Source organism: Methanobrevibacter sp. (assembly GCF_030539555.1).
Lineage (GTDB): Archaea > Methanobacteriota > Methanobacteria > Methanobacteriales > Methanobacteriaceae > Methanocatella.
On the sequence record NZ_JAUNXX010000008.1, the window covers coordinates 1 to 17750 of the forward strand.

Sequence of the window (17750 nt, forward strand, 5' to 3'; positions counted from 1 at the left end):
TCCCATGGTTTTACGAGAATCACATCTCCTTCACGTATCCAAATACGTTTTTTCATTTTTCCAGGAATTCTGGTCATTCTAATATTCCCATCAGCACAACGAACTTTTAATTTTCCGTGTCCCATAATTTGTTCAACGATTCCAGGGATTTCTCCTTTTTTAGGAGTTCTTACCCTTCTGTACTCTTGTTGTTGATTGTTATTAGGCTTAGACAAATACTCTCCTCCAAAATATATTAGCTTTAAAGCATAAGATTAAATTATTTATATATTTATGAATATATTAATATATTAAGTTATTGGATATTATATAAAGTGGATATTATGGGTACTGAATTTTTAAAGATTAAAGAATGTGATGAAGCTATTGACATTATTCGGGAATTGTTTGACAATAATCTTAAGCCTCAAAGCGAAGAGATTAATGTGGCTGAAGCTTACGGTAGAATTCTTTATGAGGATGTTTATTCCAGAATGGATTTTCCACCCTTCGATAAGGCTTTAAAGGACGGTTTTGCAATTCTTGCTGAAGACAGTTTTGGTGCTTCAGAGGAATCTCCGAATACTTTGGAAGTCATTGACTTTTTGGAAGCCGGTTCCACTACTGATAAGAAAGTCGAAAAGGGCAAATGCATAGAGATTAGTACTGGTGCGGCTATGCCTGAAGGTTCAGAAGCTGTAGTGATGGTGGAATATGCTGAAAAATTTGATGGTAAAGTTAATCTATTGACCACTGCCACTCCGTCACAGGATGTTGCTAAAAAAGGTTCTGATATTGAGGAAGGCAAGCTGATTCTTAAAAAAGGCGATTTCTTAAATCCGGGAAAAATTGGGGTTTTACTTTCACAGGGTTTCGAAAACATCGAAGTTTATAAAAAACCTACTGTAGGTATAGTTTCTTCTGGAAATGAAATCACTCTTCAGGGCGAAGAGCTGGAATACGGAAAAATCTATGATGTAAATGGGGGGATGATTAAAAATGATGCCGTTTCCTGCGGAGCGGATGCAAAATTCCTCGGGGTTATGAGAGACAACTATGATGAAGTTAAGGATAAAATCACTGAATCCCTAAAAGAAGTTGACATACTGTTCTGCTCTGGTGGAACTTCCGCAGGTCTTGGGGACGTTTTAAAGCATGTTCTGGATGAGTTGGGTGAAGTTCATATTCACGGAATTTCAGTTCAGCCTGGTAAACCGACTATTGTTGGGGTAATCGAGGGCAAATTAGTTATAGGTCTTCCTGGAAATCCTGTTTCTGCTTTAATGATATTCAATGCATTTGTTGCTCAGCCTTTATCCAAATTAGCGGGCATTGAAAAGGAATTCGAGTCAAAAATTGTCAGAGGCGTAATGACTCGCAGAATCCATTCTCAAGTGGGCAGAATGCAATATCAACTTGTAAAAGTTGATGGAAATAATGTTAATCCAATATTTAAGGATTCAGGTGCTATTTTCTCACTTTCTACAGCAGATGGATATGTTAAAATTCCTAAATTGGTGGAATTGCTTGATGAAGGTGAAGAGGTAGAAGTTTATTTATTCAATTAATGTTATAATTTAAGTAAGGTGTAATTATGGATTATGAAGTAAAAGTAATTCCTGAACAAAAATTAGGGGTTATTAATTATAAAGGACCAATCTCAGATTTGGACATTCTTGTTTCTAAATTAATGGGTTGGGTTGATGCCGAAGAAATAGAATATGAAGGTGAACCTTTCGTTGTTTATTTTTCACCAAGACATGAAGTTAATAAAGGCGATGCAGTTTATGATGTCAGTATCGTAATCAATGAAGATGCAGATGAAAAGGATATGATTCGTGTTGTGGATATGATAGAAAACAAAGTCTTGTCCGGAGTCCATGTTGGTCCTGCAGACAATATCTTGGATACTTATGCCGAATTGGTTGAAATCGCCCAGGAAAATCATTATGATATTATTGGTTCTCCTAAAGAAGTTTTAATAAAAAATTTCCACAACTGTGATGATGAAAGCGAATTTATCACAGAAATCCAATTGCCTATCATAGAAATGTAAGGTGATATGATGTCTAATAAAGAAGAGTTTGATCTTGACAAGGAAGTTGAAAAGCTTTCTCGCAAATCAAATATAAACATGAGAAAATCAGAATATGCTTTTGAAAATCAAATACGAAAATTGGATAAGGACATTGATAAAATAGTAAAAGAAAAAATAAAAGATTTCGACAATAATAAACAGTTAACACAAGATTATCTAACTATTGATTATACTGAATCAACCATCAATAGGTATAAAGAAAAATTAAAGAAAATTTAATTTTTCTCTTTTTTTTAATTTTGGCCCACTACTCTTAAATCATGCACTATTAATTTTGGAATGATGAATGGGCCGTACTGTTTGATTTCTGAATTGAGACCTTCCACTTTTTTCATGATTTCAAAAATGTTCCCTGAAATCATAGCTTTATTGATAGGATCTGTGAGTTCTCCATTTTCTATTTTAAAAGCATTGCTCGCTTCTACTGAAAAGTCTCCTGAAATCGGATTGGCGGTATGTGCTCCTAAAACACTTGTAGTTAGCACTCCTTTATCAATTTCTGACAAATCTTTCATTTCCTTAAACTTAAATTCCAGATTTGATGGTGAAATCATTGGTGTTGTCAGATAACTTCCTCGGTATCCGTTTGAAGTAGTTTCAACACCTTCTTTGTTTGCGGTGTAAATATCATAAATAAATGAATTTAAAATTCCGTCTTTAATTAATTCAGTTTTCTTGGATACGCTTCCTTCCCCATCACATTTTGCTGTATACATTCCCTTTTCTAAAAGAGGATTGTCAATTATTGAAAGAGTTGGATTTGCTATTTGCATTCCTATCTTATCTTTTAAGATTGATCTGCCCCTCATTACATTTTCACCATCGAACGCATTTAAAAATGTTTGCAGAAGTCCTGTAGCAGCATAATAATCTAAAACTACATTATAATCATCAGTTTCAATAGGTTTGGTGTCAAGTGAACTTTTTGCTAAATTGCACACATCATTAGCTAATTTTTCACCATCTAAGTCATAAAATCTTGAAGAAAGGGAATTGTATGCTGTTGCAATTTGGCCTTCCTTTTGGATTGTTACGGATAATCCTATTCCAAACCCTGTGCCTACATTTTCTATGGAAACTCCGTTTGAGTTTGTAATTAGGGATTTTCCAGCACTTGCAGAAAAACCGGATCCTGTTACTTCACACCCGCTGTCCATTGCTTGTGAAATAACACTTTTTAATAAGTCAACACATTCATCTAAACTTAAATCATTGAATTTTTTATCATAAACGTCTTTAACGTCACATACTTTTTTTACTTCAGCAAAGGAGTAGTTTTCATCAATCTTGTTTAATTTGGTGTTTTCAATGGCCTGTGCGGCAGTCTGTGAAATTTTATCCAAATTGGATGTAAATGCAAAACCGATTTTATTGTCTTTAATTACTCTGATTCCAATTCCTTTTTCAATCTCTTCTTTTGCAAAGTTCAATTCCTCTTTTTTTGAATCAAGCTCTATTGACTTGGATTCATCAACATAAATTTCGTAAGCATCACATTTATTTTCTACTTCTTTTTTTGCAATTTCTGCTATTTCATAAATCATATTTATCACTTATATGGCAAATTTTTCAATAGCTTCAGCTACGCCATCACCAAAGTTATTTTCACATGTGTATGTGCTTATTTCTTTTAATTTGTCTTCTGCATTGCCTACAGCAATTTTATAACCTGCTACCCTAAGGAAATCTTCGTCATTTTGACTGTCTCCAATAGCCATAACGTTTTCCATGTTAATGCCGTTTCTTTCACATAAATACTTGAGTGCGGCACCTTTGTTTACTCGCTTATCTGTAATGTGCAGTGCAAAACCGCTGTCATATATTTCAATTTTATCGAGATTTTCAAAATCGCTTAAAGTCTGTTCAAGTTCTTCGCGTGCAAGGGTTTTATAGAATACTGTTTCAGTTAATCTGTACATGTTGTCATGAGATGCATGCTTTTCAAATTTATCGCCTAATCTCTCTTTTAGGTGTTTTTCTGCAGAGCTTACAAGATCTCTTTCAACCAATGTTTCCACGGCGTTATTGTTTTCCCCTTCTTTGAAAACAATTCCTCCATTCTCAGCAACCAATCCTCCACTGCATCCGATTAGAACTTCCGTGGCGTATGCGTAGTTTACCACGTTGCCGGTAACTATGATTGTGGGGATGCCTTTTGATTCTGCTTTTCTTAGTGCTTCGATTGCAGAAATACAAATTTGCCTTTTTTCATCAGTTATTGTTCCGTCAATATCTACTGCTATAGCTTCGATTGTCATTTTAATCACTGTCTTGAGTATCTATGCGCAATGTTGCAGGTTCCTTCTTTACTTACCATGCATGCTCCAATCGGGTGCAGCGGATTGCATTCTTTTCTAAATAATTTACAATCTTCTGGACGTGCGAGTCCTCTAAGAATAGGTCCGCAAATACATCCTTTAGGTGCTTCATTAACGTCAATCACCTCAATGTCGTATTTTTCACGTGCATTAAACTCGCTGAATTCATCCTTGATTTCCAATATGGAATTAGGTATTTTTGGAAATCCTCTCCATTCTCTGGATGTGACATCGAATACCTGTTCAATCATGTCCTGTGCGATTACATTTCCTTCTTCACGAACAGCCCTATTGTATTCATTTTCTATTTTCGGTGTTTCATTGTGGATCTGTCTTAAAATCATATATACTGACATTAATATGTCTAATGGGTTAAATCCGGCTACTGCTTGTGGTATTCCATAGTCTGTTGAGAAATATTCAAAAGGTTTGGTTCCAATGATGGTACAAACATGTCCGGGTTGTATTAATGCATTTAATGTGGTTTGGCCGGAATTGATTAAAAAATCAATTGCTGGAGGTATTAACCTGTGGCAGGAAAGTACTGAGAAGTTTTCTGGGGGTTTAGCCAATAATTCTGCAGCGGTTGTTGGTGCAGTTGTTTCAAATCCTGCTGCAATAAATACGACGTCATTGTCTTCTTTTTCAGCTATTTCAATAGCTCTGTTAATTCCATAAACGACTCTAACGTCTCCTCCTTCTGCTTTAGCGTCTGCAAGTGATGAATGGGAGCCCGGAACTCTTAACATGTCTCCAAATGTGGTGATTGTAACTCCTTTATCGATTAGTTCTAATGCTTCATCGATTTCACGTGATGGAACTACGCAGACAGGACAACCTGGTCCCGCAACGATTTCAACTTCGTCCGGCAGTAAACTTCTGATTCCATTTTCCATTATTGTATGTTCATGAGACCCACAGACATGCATTATCTTTACGGGGGTGGATAAGTTATTTATTCTTTTTAATAATTCTTGTGACATATCTTTCATATTCATGTTAACACCGAAGATTTAATATTCTATTATAAATATATCTAATTGTATTAATTAAATTTATTGTAATTTTTTAGGGATGATTATGTTTAATAATAATAAAATTCTGGTTGTTATTCCAGCAAGAGAGGATTCTTTGATTATTCCTCGTAAAAATATTCGTTTGCTGGATAATCGGCCGTTAATTTCTTATCCTATTGGAGTTGCCAAATCTTCCCAATATGTGGATGATGTTGTTGTAACTACAGACAATTCAGATATTGCATTGGTAGCTGAAAAATTTGGTGCAAGTGTTGTTAGGCATTCTAAGGATTTGTCAGGCAATCAGTTCCCGATGGAGGCAATAATATATAATGCAATGATTCAAAAAGAAAAATTGGCATTTGATGAGTATGATATTGTAATTAAAATTGAACCTTCTGCTCCTCTGCTCAAAATCAATACTCTAAATAGGGCTATTGAAAAATTTGAAGATTTTTCAATTGATAGTGTGGTTTCTGTTAGGGAAGATAAACATTTGTCTTGGGGATATGATGCAAGTAACCAAAGATATTATCCATTATATTCACAAAGGGATGATAAAAACAACATGCCAAGATTATTTAAGGAAACTGATGCAATTTTAGCCACTCGCAGATCTTTTGTCCTTGAAGATTCCTGTCTTGGAGAAAATGTTGATGTAGTTGAACTGTCCAGAGAAGAGAGTACTGAGATTGTTGATAAAGACGATTGGCTGATTGCTGAAAATTATCTTCAAAAGAAACGGATTGCCATTATCGTTAATGCTAATGATGAAATAGGCACGGGTCATATCTATAGATGTTTATCAATAGCTTCAAAATTATTGTTCAATGATGTTTTATTTTTCATTGATGAATCCCAGCAGTTAGGCATTGATATTTTAAATAGTTATAATTATTCTTATGAGATTTACAGTAATGAAGATGATTTATTATCTAAATTGAAGATGTTCGGCCCTCAAATAGTCATTAATGATATCAATGACACTACTTCGGAGTATATTCTTAAGCTAAAACAGCAAGGTTATTTTGTAGTCAATTTTGAAGATTTGGGAGTGGGAACCGAATTTGCGGATGTCGTATTTGATTCATTATATGAGCATGATTTGTCCGAGAGCAATATATTTGCAGGTTCCAAATACTTTATTTTAAAAGATGAATTTTATTTTCAACCTAGGAAAATTATCACCAATGAAGTTAAAAATGTTTTAATTGCTTTTGAAGGAAGTGACCCCAACAATTTAACTGAAAAAGTCTTAAATGCCATTTTGTCAACTAATTATGAAGGTAGAATTAACATTATTTTAGGATTGGGATACCCTGATAAGGAAGGGTTTATATCTAAAATAGAATCCAATTCTTCTATTCAAGTCTACAGCAATGTATCGCATATCAGTGAATTCATGTTTAAAGCAGATATAATATTCACTTCTGCAGGAAAATATATGTACGAAATCTGTTCATTGGGTGTTCCAACAATATGCTTATGTCAAAATGAACGGGAGTTAACCCATGTATTCTGCAGCAACACAAATGGATTCATAAACATGGGGCTTGGCGATGCTCTTGACAAAAAGGATATCATAACTCAATTCATCGATTTTGTAAATAATTATGATCAGAGAATTGAAATGAACGAAAAAATGCTTTCCATAGATTTAAAAAATGGATTTGAAAACATGTGGAATGTAATAAATACTGAATATAGAAGTTTTAAACTACAAAGATAGGTGTTGATTTGAACATATTTGACAAAAAACCTTATTTAATTGCAAATTTGGGATTTAATTTCATTGATATTGCTAAAAAAGAGGACATATCTGTAATTGATGCTGCAAAACTCATGATTGATGAAGCGAAATCCTGCGGAATTGATTCAGTAATGTTTCAATTAGACTGTCTGGAAGATTCTCAGTTTGATGAATTTGGTGTGGATGAATATATTATATTGTTTGATTACTGTAATCGTGTTGGAATCAAATTTTTAGCAGAACCCTTTGATTTTGATTCTGCTGATTATTTTGATGAATTTGTTGATGTTTATAAAATATCTTCTTGCGATTTGACTAATACTCCTTTTATTAAACATGTTGCAAGTAAAAATAAGCCGATATTACTTTTCACTGGGGCTTCTACTTTAAAAGAGATTAAAGTGGCAGTTAATGCAATTGAGGATGTTTCTACAGTGGACATCGCAATATTTCATTCTGTCTTGTCTTATCCCGTTGATTATAGGGACACTAATCTTTTAATGATTAAGGATTTGGCGAATCATTTTCCTGACTATGAAATCGGGTACGCTGACCATAGCAAAGTCGATGAAAATATGCTGATTTTAACAACTGCTGTTAATTATGGTGCAAGCATTATAGAAAAGTATTTCACATTGGATAAAACTTTAACAAGTGGTAATCATTGTCATTCAATGGATCCGGATGATGTCATCAAATTTAAGAATAACTTAAATACGCTGTCCACAATCAATGGATTTCTAAATAAACAACCTTTAATCTGCGAATCTTCTGCAAGAAAAGAGTTTAGAAAATCCATTGTTGCTAAAGTGGATATTACTAAAGGGGATGTAATTTCTGAATCGGATATTGAATTCAAAAGACCTGGAACAGGAATTTACCCTTCACAAATAGATGATATTATTGGTAAAACTGCCACTAGGAATGTTTCTAAAGGTACTTTAATTGATTTTGAAATGTTGATGGATTGAAAAAATAATAAAGTGTGGTGTTGTTTTATTTGATTATCTATTCGACGGTTATGCATTCATTAGGGCAAACATCAACGCATGTTTCACAGTAACTGCATTCGTCTGGTTCGTTAATAGTTATTTTACCGTCTTTAAGAATTAAAACTTCCATTGGGCAAATGTCACTACATTCGCCGCAATTATCACATTTTTCCAAATCTATTGTTATATCAGCCATTTTATAATCTCCAAAATGTTTATGTAATTCTTTATTTTTGTTTTTATATAATAACTTAATGCTTTTTCATCCTGTTTAATATTAAAATTATTATATCCAAATAAAATTATGAATAAAAAAAAGAAAAATTAAATTTCTGAAGAGCAATCTGCAGAATATCTGTTAATTAAAACAGCACATTTGTCAATTGTTTCAGAATCTAATTTTATGGTGCTAGTTTCGATTTTATGCAATAATTCCTCAATAAACAAATCTTCATCAGTTAAAGGCATATTTATTACAACAACTTCATTGTTTATAAATCCAACTAATGGTTCAACAAAACAATTTCTGATGTTGTTATCATTAAGGAAGTTAATTAAATCTTCACCTAAACTTAATGCTTTTTGTTTGATTTTGTTGTCTTGAGAGAATTTTGCCTGTTTGGTTGTGTATCTGAATTTTCTGGTATTGTCTGAAGTGGTGACTTCTTCAATTTTATCTTCATCCAGTTCACTGGATCCAATCATATTCAGATTTTCATTTTCAGATTCTAATCTAAGTTTTGGATTGTATTTCTGTGAGAGAAGTGCATAAATTCCAGTCGGACCAACTACTAAATGGTTAATGCTTGATGAAGATGTTGGAGTTTTAACATTGTAGAAGACATAATATTCATCAGAGAGAGTTAATAAGTGTTCCCTAATAATTCTTGTTCTTTCTTCATGTTCTTGCACATCACGAGTTTTGTAAAATCCGTAACATAAGATAATCACACCGATAAATAATGCTAGAATACCAATACCGCTATTGATTGTTAATATTTCAACAATGCTTAAAATGAAAATGACCGCACCTATGGCGAGAATTGTTGAATTTGAGTTCAAATCTCCTAAGTTAAAATTAAAATCCTCATTTTCAATAAAAGAAGTATTTGATTCTTCAAGCCCATTATTTGGTTCCTTTATACTTATCTTGTCAATTAAACTTTCGAACGAATTATTGGATTTCACCGGGTCGGTATTTGGATAGTATTCTTTCATTCCTTTGAGAAATTCATCTTTAAGGAAATTCTTCATGATATTGTAATCGTTGGTTTTTGGTATTGCGAATTCTTTTCCAAATTTGGACATGACCGATTGAGGTATTGTAGTTCTGGCGGTTTTAGGAGTAAGTTCCTCTTCTAATTCTGCTTGTTTTCTCTCATCATCAGCTATTTCTAGCATATGCTCTTCTGAGAAAAAATTTTCAAGTTTATTGGTAATTGACTTAAAGGATATATTATCTTCTGTTCCCGGTTCTTCAGGGGTTGGTTCTTTAGGCTTATTCTGTGCTCTGATTTTTTCCACTTCTATTTTCCTTTCTTTGAGATAATTGTCGAGTTCTTTGTTCATATCCTCATCCAAATATCTTAAAGAGCCGCCACAACTGTCACATTCATAGTCAAGTATGCTATCACTGCTTTTGATTTTATATTTTAGTCCGCAGTCTTCGCATTGGACTATATAAGAGTTATCATACTTGAATGAATCGATAAAAGAAGAGTGAGATTTTTTGTCGTCATCAGAATATTCTTCCAGATATTCTAATTCTCCAGCACAAGAAGAACACTCGAATGTAGCTATATCATCATTATCATCGAGTTGGTATTTTGCACCACAGTTCTTACAGCATACAACTTTCATATTATCCTCTTTAATTACTTGTTATGATATTATTTTTTTATTTTTTTTATTATATATGTTTCTAAAGTAATGTGATTTTTAATGTATTGTTGATATTTCGTTATCTTGTTATTTTGGTCAAATAATTGATTATCATTCTCCATTTTCATAATAATATAAGTAAACTTCTCCATTTTGGTATAACTTGGTATAAGGTTGTCCAATGGTCTTATTGTCTTTTGCAATGAAGTAACTAACTTTGTTCTTAACCATTTCGGATGTGAAATTAGTTTCATTGGATGTCTTTTCACACGATGGAATCTCTTTTTTCAATAAAAATGACATGTCTCCACCCCTGTCGGCCCAGATAGTTTTGTTCATGTATTGGGGGTCATGTTTGATTAGCCATTCCCCAACAGCCTTTTCCTCTGATGCAGCAGTGGCAAAATTCGGATGCATCTGATTGTCAAATGTATGAGGGGAATTTCCCAGTGCAAAAACTCCTGAACACAATAGTATTAAACATATCAATCCGATTGGGGCTATTACCCTGATTTTTTCCATGTATCTGTGGGATTTTAATTTATTGAAGATCAGATACATTGATAGGATTATATAATACACCACAACCGGCAGCATTGGTATGAAATACCTGTCTACTTTAATGTGGTGATATGTAAAGAATGAGAAATTAACTACAAACCAGAATATCATTATAAAGTCAAATGAGAAATAATCCACGTCTGTTTTATATAATATCCTATAAAGCGCTAAAAGGGATATTGAGATTATTATCAATGATAAAAGTATGGATATTTTAATAAAAGTGAATAAAAATACTGCCAATCCGATTACGAAAATTGCCAGTTTTAATTTGTTGTTTTTATTTTTCAATATTTCCTTATTTTCGTTACTAAATAACTTTTTAAGATATAATACTAATCCAAATAATAGGATAATCAGTAATATATAGGATATTATTGACGGATATCCTCCATGCCATTTCATATCAGCTATATGGAATGACCCAGGTTTTAATGAGTATGGGATGAACTTTTGAGTTCCCAAGTATATTAGGAAGTTATTGATGTAATAGAATATGTTGTTGTAGCTTGTATCAATGACGGTTTGGGTTGAGCCTGAAATGTCTTGTCCCTGTGATAGGAAAAACATGCCAATATCTAAAAAATAATAAATTCCAATAAATATTGCAAAAACCAGGGCTCCAATGCTTATTCCACAAATTATATCTTTTATATTATCTTTAATATACTGAACCGGTTCATCTTCCAGGAAAAATTGAATCAAAAGAACAGGCACCATTAAAAACACTGTAAATCTTGTGAAAAACCCTAAGATTATTAATGGAAATGCAATATAGAAAAACTTGGTATTTTTTCTAAATGCCAACATCATGAAATAAACAGACCAGATTGAAAAGCACAGTCCCGGAATGTCCAGCATCCCTTTAGTAATCCATACAATTATCAAGGGGAATGTTGATAAAATCATTGAACCTGTAAAGCTTAAAATTTCATCAAATCTTAATCTTAATAAAAAATACATTCCAAGGGCTGAAAATATATAAAAAACGCTGCTTACAATTATTATTGTTGAGTCGGATATGAATCCCATTCTGAAAAATACCGATGTTATCATTGGAATCAAAGGGGATAGTCCGCGTGTATCAGCCAATCCTGTGTCATAGCCTGCATAAAATAGGGCATTGTTTAGATAAAAGAAAACATCCCGGACATAATAAACTCCGACTTTCAAATCAATATTGAGCAGCAATAAGGTAATCGCTGTTACAATAATTAATAGTGAAGATATTGCAATAATATCTCTTTTGTGTTCTTTGAAATTCATAATATTCCTCATCAAAATGATCCAAAAATAAATGCAACAAATGCAATCAGCATTCCAATCTTCAAGTATTTTGATACTTTGCTTGCAGTTAACCTATTCTGATTTCTGATAATTAAAAGTGCTGAGTAGATAAATAATAAAACCGCAATTGCTATTACAATTAAATAATAGAATCCGAATATATTGTTGTAATATAATAATGGGCATAATGCACAGTCTATTATTATTAAAATGAAAGCTAATGTGGCTGTTATCTTTTCACCATATAGGATAGGCAATGTTTTGGCACCTTCGGATTTATCTCCTTCAATATCTTCAATGTCTTTTACAAGTTCACGGGCAGTTGTCATGACCCATGCAAAGAACCCAAGATACATTGATATGAGGATAATGTTTGGGTTGTTGAGAGTAAATCCTCCAAAAACAAATCCAAATCCGGTCATGAATCCTACGGTAATGTTTCCGATAAGGGGTGTTGATTTCAGTTTATATGCATATAAGTATAAAACAACATCTGCAAACAAAACGATAACAAATGGAATCCAGTTATTGGTCATGTAACTTATTAAGAATCCGCAAATTGTTCCAAGGCCAAATTGCAGATAACCGTAATTTCTCCCGGATTTAGGTGAAATTCTTCCTGATGGAATGGGTCTTTCAGGTTTATTGATTAAATCAATTTTATAGTCAAAATAATCATTAATCACATTTCCTGCAGCAGTTTCAAAAAATACAGCAAGCATTGCTAGAATTACTGGTATTGTAAAACTTCTGTCTATTATGGCCACTAAAATTATCGTTATGGCACCCATTAATGCATTTCCTGGTCTTAAAATTTCAATATAGGGATTCATTTTATCTCTCAAACATTTCAATATTTTATCATTCATTGTTTATTCTAATATAGGATATATTATAATAAAGCATACTTTTATATAATTTTACTATATACATAATATTAGTATTTTATTTAATAAAATTATTACTTAAATTAATTTATTAGCTGGTGTTATATTTGAACAAAATAAAAATCGCTATTGTTGGAATAGGTAACTGTGCAAGTTCCCTTATCCAAGGAATTCATTATTATGACGGTAAAAAACCAGAAGATGCAATAGGACTTATGCATTGGGATATTGGAGGATATGAACCAAGTGACATTGAAGTCGTTGCAGCTTTTGATGTGGATGCAAGGAAAGTGGGAAAAACAATCGATGAAGCAATTTTTGCAAAACCTAATTGTACAACCGTTTTCCAAAAGGATATTCCAAAATATGATGTTGAAGTAAGCATGGGTCACGTGTTGGATGGTGTTGCAGAGCACATGTCCAATTATGATGATGAGTACACTTTTGTTGTAAGTGATGCAGAACCTGTTGATGTTGTTGATGTGCTAAAGAAAAGCGGTGCTGAAATTTTAGTCAACTATCTGCCTGTGGGTTCAGAAAAAGCGGCAAGATACTATGCTCAATGTGCACTTGATGCTGGAATAGCTTATGTTAACTGCATGCCTGTTTTCATTGTTAGTGATGATGAATGGGATGCTAAATTTAGAGAAAAAGGAATTCCTATAGTTGGTGATGATATTAAAGCTCAAATTGGTGCTACTATCACTCACAGAACACTGGCTAGTTTATTCATGGATAGGGGTGTAAAGTTAGACAGAACCTATCAGATTAATACTGGTGGTAACACTGATTTTTTAAATATGCTCAATCGTGAAAGATTGGATTCTAAAAAGGAATCCAAAACTGAAGCTGTTCAGTCTGTTTTAACAGAAAGAATGGATGACCGTGACATTCACATTGGACCTAGTGATTATGTCCCATGGCAAAACGATAATAAGTTATGTTTCCTCAGGATGGAAGGCCGTACATTCGGTGATGTTCCGATGAACATTGAACTCAGATTGAGTGTAGAAGACTCTCCAAACTCTGCGGGATGTGTAATTGATGCAGTAAGATGCTGTAAACTAGGTTTGGAAAGGGGTATTGGAGGACAATTGACTTCCATATCATCCTATACCATGAAGCATCCTCCGATTCAATACACTGATGATGAAGCATATGAAAATGTTGAAAAATTCATTTCCGGCGAAGTGGAAAGATAATTTTTTCAATTTTCAAATTTCTTTTAATTATTTTTTAATCAATTGAATAGATATGCAACATATCTATTCGATTTTATTTATTCATTTACTTTTTTTCAAGTGACTTTTATGAGCTATTTACTTTTAGTATAATTTATATAATACAAAAAACATATATTATAGTTGGATATTTTACGATTATATATTAAAAATTATGAAAGAGGTGCAAAATAATGGCTAAAGTAAGATTTACTGAAACAGCACTTAGGGATGCTCACCAATCTTTACTTGCAACTAGGATGAGAACCCGGGACATGATTCCTATTGCAGAGGAAATGGATAAAGTAGGTTATTTTTCAGTTGAAGCTTGGGGTGGAGCTACTTTTGATACTTGTATCAGATATTTGAATGAAGACCCATGGGAAAGATTAAGACAATTAAAATCTGAATTTAATAAAACACCAATCCAAATGCTTTTAAGAGGACAGAACTTGGTTGGTTACAAACACTATCCTGATGATATAGTTACAAAATTCGTTGAAAAATCATATGAAAATGGTGTGGATATTTTCAGGGTTTTCGATGCATTGAACGATATTAGAAACATGGAAAAAGCAATCAAAGTCGCTAAAGACCAAGGAGCCCATGTTCAAGGAACTATTAGTTATACTATAAGTCCAGTCCATACTTTAGATGATTTTGTCGACTTAGCTAAAAATCTTGAAGCTCTTGATTGTGATTCTGTTGCCATTAAAGATATGGCGGGATTAATTACTCCTACTGCAGCTTATGATTTAGTTTCTGCCCTAAAAGAAGAAACTGATTTGCTTGTGGATTTACATTGTCATTGTACCAGTGGTATGACTCCAATAAGTTATTATGCAGCATGTCAAGCGGGTGTTGACATTTTAGATACGGCTATTTCACCTCTTGCTTGGGGAACAAGTCAACCACCTACAGAAAGTATGGTTGCTGCCCTTCAGGGCACAGAATTCGATACAGGTCTTGACTTAAAATTACTGGCCCATATTAAAAAATACTTCGATGACATTAAGGAAAAATACTTAGGTATTCTTGATCCTATCTCTGAAAGTATTGATGCGGACGTTCTATTATATCAAATTCCTGGCGGAATGCTTTCAAACCTCATTTCTCAGCTTAAAGAACAAAATGCATTGGACAGATACAATGATGTACTTGAAGAAATGCCTCGTGTCAGAAAGGATATGGGATATCCTCCTCTCGTAACTCCAACCAGTCAAATTGTTGGTATACAATCAGTAATGAACGTATTGGGTGGAGAAAGATACAAAACAGTATCCAACGAGGTTAAAGAATACATGAAAGGAATGTATGGTAAACCTCCAGCACCGGTTAATGCAGAAATTGCAAGTAAGATAATTGGTGATGATGAAGTGATTACCTGTAGGCCGGCTGATTTGTTGGAACCTGAATTTGATAAATTCAAATCTGAGGGTGAAGAAAAAGGATTTGTCAAATCCGATGAAGATGCTTTAACCTATGCATTATACCCACCAATTGCACCTAAATTCCTCAAAGGGGAAGCTGAAGAGGAAGAACTCAAACCGGCACGCATATTCGATGAGGATGATGCAATCGGAATTCCAACACAATATAATGTTGAAGTTGATGGGGATGTGTATGAAGTTAAAATCATGCCTACTGGTTTTATGGAAATCGAAGAAACTCAAGGCGGTGCTTTCAAACCAGTCGAAGGAGGCATAACCTCTTCTATGCAGGGTATGGTAATCAAACTCAATGTCAATGTTGGAGATAAGGTCACTGCAGGATCCACTATCTGTGTCATTGAAGCTATGAAGATGGAAAACGACATTCAATCCGAAGTTGATGGTGTTGTGGAAGAAATCTTTGTAGAGCCTGGTGATGCGGTTAGCGCAGGAGACACTTTAATGGTAATCAAATAGATTACCTTTTATTTTTTACTTTTTTCTATCTTTATTTTTGGAGTTGCTTTTCATGAAGGATATTTTTGATGAATGCCAACTAGGTGATTTGAAACTTAAAAGCAGAATAGTCAGAACAGGCACATGGGAAACTGAAACAGAAGAAGGTGGATTTTTAACACCTGCCATTTTTGAGAGATATGAAAAGATGGCATCAAGTGGTGTTGGAGCGATAATTTCTGAAATATTCGCACTTGACCATAAAGATAGATTTTTTCCTTATTCCACCAGTCTAAACTATAAGGGGTTCATTAAAGATTATAAGATGGTTACAGATATTGCACATGAATTTGAGGTTCCAATTTTGGGACAATTGGCATTTTTCTATTATGATGACGGAGAAAACCAGAAAGTTGAGGCTAATGACATTTCTCAGGAAGGCATAAGAAAGCTTCAGGCTGAAGTCATAATGGCTGCTAAAAAATTCTCATTTGCAGGTTTTGATGGAATTCAAATCAATATGGGGAATAATTTTTACCTAGCCCGTTTCATGAATCCATATTTTAATCAAAGAGAGGATAATTATGGTGGAAATACTGAAAATAGGGTAAGAATTTCATCAGAGATTATAAAAGTTATCAAAAGCACTATGGATATGCACGTTAGCTGCAGAATCAATCCTTGGGATGTCAGAAAAGGTGGAATCACTGCCGATGAAAGCATAGCCATAGCATGCGAACTTGAAAAGGCCGGTGCAGACAGCATTCAATTGACTGCCCGTACAATTTCACAGATTTATGATAAGGGTGAAAAACATCCGTTTTTAGTCTATGTCGATGATTTGGTTGATGCAGTAGAAATTCCAGTCATTTTGGGTGGATCTTTAAGGGAAATGGCAAAAATCAATGAAGTGTTGATCAATTCAAAAGTTGAACTTGTTTCAATGTCCAAGCCGTTCGTAGCGCAGGCCGACTTTCTGGCGGACTGGAAACGTGATGGTGAAGGTGTGGCGATTTGTCAAAGCTGCAATAATTGCTATTCCAAAAAGACCAGTACTTGTTTTAAATATTAAATTCGAAAAAATAGTTAAAAAAATAAATAAAAAATTCTTTAAAGAATTTATTCAAATCCTTTAAAGATTAACCTGCAAGACTTTCAAATCCTTTTGAAGCTAGTAATCTAGTAAATGAACCTTCCGGTTGCATTACAATATTTCCTTTGGAATATTCTTTTAGGGCTGTTTGTATCATGGTATTTTTCTTGTCAGGATTTTTTGCAGTAGTCGCAAGTGCTTTAACTAAAACCATAACTGCATCTCCTCTGGACATATTTCCTTCAACATTTTCATTACCCGGATAACCTTGATATGCATCGTTTTGACGAATAATTTCGGTTGCAGTAAGATTTGATACTTCTCCGTTTATTTTAAGAGGACGTATAGAATCAATAATGCTGTCTATACCTTCATCATAAACTACAACTACAGCATCAGCTCGAACTCCCATGTTAGCTTCAACAATTTCTTTAGCATATTCCATACCCACATCTAATCCGTCCCAAAGACAGTCGTGCATATACATTTTTCCTCCAAGACCTCCAGGGGCAGCTTGTGATGGGTGTGTCATTCCTCCAGGATATACTGGGGTGTAATTTTTTAATGACCCGTTTTCTAAACGAACTAAAAATGCCATATCGACACCACCATTGGATTGCTCATATTTATCTGAAGCTAAAACGAGAATAGTCTTATTGTCGTTTGTTAAATCGGGACCACTATATAAAGCTCCAAAAATTATGGCTATTAATCCAATAAGAACCACAATAAGAATTGCTATAATGAGTTTTTTTGTTCGATTCATTTAATTCACATGCCTT

Annotated in this window: 17 protein-coding genes; 8 read left to right on the plus strand and 9 right to left on the minus strand. The window is 33.7% G+C overall.

Annotated features, from left to right (window positions below):
• Positions 1-215: translation initiation factor eIF-1A (locus Q4Q55_RS03100; RefSeq protein ID WP_303371359.1), on the minus strand; the 215-nt coding region annotated here is incomplete at its 3' end.
• 108 nt (positions 216-323) lie between these two features.
• Between Q4Q55_RS03100 and glp the strand changes: the two genes are divergently transcribed.
• The 3 genes from glp to Q4Q55_RS03115 are packed head-to-tail and all read left to right on the plus strand — an operon-like array spanning position 324 to position 2296.
• Positions 324-1547, plus strand: a complete 1224-nt coding sequence (glp, locus tag Q4Q55_RS03105; protein WP_303371360.1) for a gephyrin-like molybdotransferase Glp — start codon at positions 324-326, stop codon at positions 1545-1547.
• A gap of 26 nt (positions 1548-1573) precedes the next feature.
• Positions 1574-2035: a GyrI-like domain-containing protein gene (locus tag Q4Q55_RS03110; protein WP_303371361.1), complete on the plus strand. Its 462-nt coding sequence runs from the start codon at positions 1574-1576 to the stop codon at positions 2033-2035.
• A gap of 9 nt (positions 2036-2044) precedes the next feature.
• A complete protein-coding gene (locus Q4Q55_RS03115; protein ID WP_303371362.1) occupies positions 2045-2296 on the plus strand; it encodes a hypothetical protein in 252 nt (83 codons plus the stop codon).
• 14 nt (positions 2297-2310) lie between these two features.
• On the opposite strand, the gene Q4Q55_RS03120 is transcribed toward Q4Q55_RS03115, so the two are convergent.
• The 3 genes from Q4Q55_RS03120 to hypD are packed head-to-tail and all read right to left on the minus strand — an operon-like array spanning position 2311 to position 5387.
• Positions 2311-3621: a TldD/PmbA family protein gene (locus Q4Q55_RS03120; protein WP_303371363.1), complete on the minus strand. Its 1311-nt coding sequence runs from the start codon at positions 3619-3621 to the stop codon at positions 2311-2313.
• Positions 3622-3630: 9 nt separating this feature from the next.
• Positions 3631-4335 carry a phosphoglycolate phosphatase gene (locus Q4Q55_RS03125; RefSeq protein WP_303371364.1) on the minus strand — a complete coding sequence of 235 codons (705 nt, stop codon included), beginning with the start codon at positions 4333-4335 and terminating at the stop codon, positions 3631-3633.
• Between the two features lie 5 nt (positions 4336-4340).
• The gene (hypD, locus tag Q4Q55_RS03130) at positions 4341-5387 is read right to left on the minus strand and encodes a hydrogenase formation protein HypD (protein WP_303371405.1); all 1047 of its coding nucleotides are present in this window, start codon (positions 5385-5387) and stop codon (positions 4341-4343) included.
• A gap of 88 nt (positions 5388-5475) precedes the next feature.
• Between hypD and Q4Q55_RS03135 the strand changes: the two genes are divergently transcribed.
• Complete coding sequence (locus Q4Q55_RS03135; RefSeq protein ID WP_303371365.1) at positions 5476-7140, plus strand: UDP-2,4-diacetamido-2,4,6-trideoxy-beta-L-altropyranose hydrolase; 1665 nt, start codon at positions 5476-5478, stop codon at positions 7138-7140.
• An 8-nt stretch (positions 7141-7148) separates the two neighbouring features.
• On the plus strand, positions 7149-8132 hold the full coding sequence (locus tag Q4Q55_RS03140) for an N-acetylneuraminate synthase family protein (protein WP_303371366.1): 984 nt from the start codon (positions 7149-7151) through the stop codon (positions 8130-8132).
• A 37-nt stretch (positions 8133-8169) separates the two neighbouring features.
• On the opposite strand, the gene Q4Q55_RS03145 is transcribed toward Q4Q55_RS03140, so the two are convergent.
• From Q4Q55_RS03145 to Q4Q55_RS03160, 4 genes are all read right to left on the minus strand, one after another.
• Positions 8170-8349, minus strand: a complete 180-nt coding sequence (locus Q4Q55_RS03145; protein WP_303371367.1) for a 4Fe-4S binding protein — start codon at positions 8347-8349, stop codon at positions 8170-8172.
• Positions 8350-8477: 128 nt separating this feature from the next.
• Positions 8478-10013 (minus strand): NERD domain-containing protein, encoded by a 1536-nt coding sequence (locus Q4Q55_RS03150; RefSeq protein WP_303371368.1) that lies wholly within the window; start codon positions 10011-10013, stop codon positions 8478-8480.
• 132 nt (positions 10014-10145) lie between these two features.
• Positions 10146-11861 (minus strand): glycosyltransferase family 39 protein, encoded by a 1716-nt coding sequence (locus Q4Q55_RS03155; protein WP_303371369.1) that lies wholly within the window; start codon positions 11859-11861, stop codon positions 10146-10148.
• Positions 11862-11872: 11 nt separating this feature from the next.
• Positions 11873-12715: a UbiA family prenyltransferase gene (locus Q4Q55_RS03160; protein WP_303371370.1), complete on the minus strand. Its 843-nt coding sequence runs from the start codon at positions 12713-12715 to the stop codon at positions 11873-11875.
• Positions 12716-12876: 161 nt separating this feature from the next.
• On the opposite strand from Q4Q55_RS03160, the gene Q4Q55_RS03165 reads away from it, so the two are divergent.
• The 3 genes from Q4Q55_RS03165 (at position 12877) to Q4Q55_RS03175 (ending at position 16947) form a co-directional block, all read left to right on the plus strand.
• Positions 12877-13971 carry an inositol-3-phosphate synthase gene (locus Q4Q55_RS03165; RefSeq protein ID WP_303371371.1) on the plus strand — a complete coding sequence of 365 codons (1095 nt, stop codon included), beginning with the start codon at positions 12877-12879 and terminating at the stop codon, positions 13969-13971.
• A gap of 212 nt (positions 13972-14183) precedes the next feature.
• Positions 14184-15896, plus strand: a complete 1713-nt coding sequence (oadA, locus tag Q4Q55_RS03170; RefSeq protein ID WP_303371372.1) for a sodium-extruding oxaloacetate decarboxylase subunit alpha — start codon at positions 14184-14186, stop codon at positions 15894-15896.
• A 52-nt stretch (positions 15897-15948) separates the two neighbouring features.
• Positions 15949-16947: an NADH-dependent flavin oxidoreductase gene (locus tag Q4Q55_RS03175; protein WP_303371373.1), complete on the plus strand. Its 999-nt coding sequence runs from the start codon at positions 15949-15951 to the stop codon at positions 16945-16947.
• 67 nt (positions 16948-17014) lie between these two features.
• On the opposite strand, the gene Q4Q55_RS03180 is transcribed toward Q4Q55_RS03175, so the two are convergent.
• The gene (locus Q4Q55_RS03180; RefSeq protein WP_303371374.1) at positions 17015-17734 is read right to left on the minus strand and encodes a DUF4012 domain-containing protein; all 720 of its coding nucleotides are present in this window, start codon (positions 17732-17734) and stop codon (positions 17015-17017) included.
• Positions 17735-17750 lie beyond the last annotated feature (16 nt).